The sequence below is a fragment of the Pseudomonas sp. P5_B2 genome (genome assembly GCF_056400445.1).
Map to the genome: position 1 here is coordinate 1 of NZ_JBFULH010000805.1, position 1,617 is coordinate 1,617.

2 protein-coding genes and 1 pseudogene are annotated in these 1,617 nt (G+C 61.2%); all 3 read right to left on the reverse strand.

The window, feature by feature from the left end; translation table 11 throughout:
* The coding region (locus AC1DRJ_RS26965; RefSeq protein ID WP_477804834.1) for a methyltransferase at positions 1-841 on the reverse strand (841 nt) is incomplete at its 3' end.
* The gene (locus tag AC1DRJ_RS26970; RefSeq protein ID WP_477804835.1) at positions 822-1,511 is read right to left on the reverse strand and encodes an ABC transporter permease; all 690 of its coding nucleotides are present in this window, start codon (positions 1,509-1,511) and stop codon (positions 822-824) included. The genes AC1DRJ_RS26965 and AC1DRJ_RS26970, both read right to left, overlap by 20 nt.
* Positions 1,508-1,617, reverse strand: a pseudogene (locus tag AC1DRJ_RS26975) (ABC transporter permease); the annotation flags it as partial. The pseudogene AC1DRJ_RS26975 and the gene AC1DRJ_RS26970, both read right to left, overlap by 4 nt.

Here is a 1,617-nt window from a genome sequence, read left to right on the forward strand (position 1 = left end):
GCCGTCGCACGCGGGCACCGGCGGTGACGGTTTCGCTCATAGGTAGTGCGAGGTCGTCGAGGGAAAGTTGTAAGGCGGAGCCTTTTGCGGCCTGGGATATAGGCGAATACTCGCTCAGACCGATGCGGTTGTAGCAGCACGGCGCGATCGCGAGTTGTTTGCAGCCTGCCGCGCTGGCTAGCTGGATCAACCGCACATGCAAATCGCCACAAGCGTGCAGCGCTACCGGCGTGTGATCAACACTTAATAAAGACTCAGCGCCAAGAGCGAGCACATCCTGCTCAACATGCAACGCACGCAGTTGATGACGCAGGCTAAGTGCCTGTCCGCTGGCTACCAATACCGGGTCATATTCCAGACAGGTCAATTGTTGCCCGGTTTGCAGCAAGCGCCGCCCCAAGTGGCCCTTGCCCGAGCACCAATCCAGCCAATGCCTCGGCGGTGCAGCAAACGACAGGCGACTGGCAAACGCCTCGATCTGTTGCCACTTGCGCCCCGGTACATCGACATTCAACCGATGCCCGGCGGTCTCCAGTGCGTGTGCCGGCAACTCACCGACGGTACTCAGCTCAGCCGACAACGCCGCCAACGAAGCAAACGGCTCCGGCGCATCCAGCAAACAAGGCTGGTTATGACTGTTTTCTGCATCTTCCAGCGACCGCTCGCGTAGCCAACGCGCCAACTCCGGGTGGGACGCTTCCCAAGGCAGTTGCAGGTGAGTAAACGGTCGTGGCTTCCACAGCGCCTGGTGCTCAATCAAAAAAGCATCAAGCGCCGTGAAGCGGGCGAGCAGATCCTCGCCCGTCAGCACGCAGGAGGCATCAACGCCCTTGGCAGGCATCGACGCGCAGCCAGCGCTCCAGCAGCTTGAAGCCGCGAACCAGCACGTAAGCCATCAGCAGATAGAACATGCCCGCGGCGAAGAAGATCTCCACCGGCAGGTACGTCCGGGCAATGATAGTGCGGGCCATGCCGGTCAGTTCCAGCAAGGTCACGGTGCTGGCCAGGGCGCTGGCCTTGAGCATCAGGATCACTTCGTTGCTGTACGCCGGCAAGCCGATGCGCGCTGCACGTGGCAGGATGATGTAGATCAGCGCCTTGGCTTTGGACATGCCCAAAGCACGCGCGGCTTCGATTTCACCCGGCGGAATTGCCTGGATCGCGCCGCGCAGGATCTCGGCGATATAGGCCGCAGTGTGCAGGGTCATGGTGGCGGTGGCGCACCAGAACGGATCGCGTAGGTACGGCCACATCGAGCTGTTACGCACCGCATCGAACTGCGCCAGGCCGTAGTAGACCAGGAACAGCTGAACCAGCAACGGCGTGCCACGGAAAAAGAAGATGTAGCCGTAGGGGAAGGCCCGCACGTACCAGAGTCGCGACGAACGCGCGATGCCCAAAGGGATCGCCAACAACAACCCGGCGATTACAGCGATGGCCACCAACTCCAGGGTCAGGGTTGCGCCCTGGGCCAGCTTCGGCAGCCACTTGATGATGATTTCCCAGTTCATTGGGTGCTCCTCGCGAAGCCGCGAGCGGCACGTCGTTCCATTAAGTGCATGCCGCTCATGGCGAGCACGGTCAGGCCCAGGTACATGAACGCGGCCACCATATAGA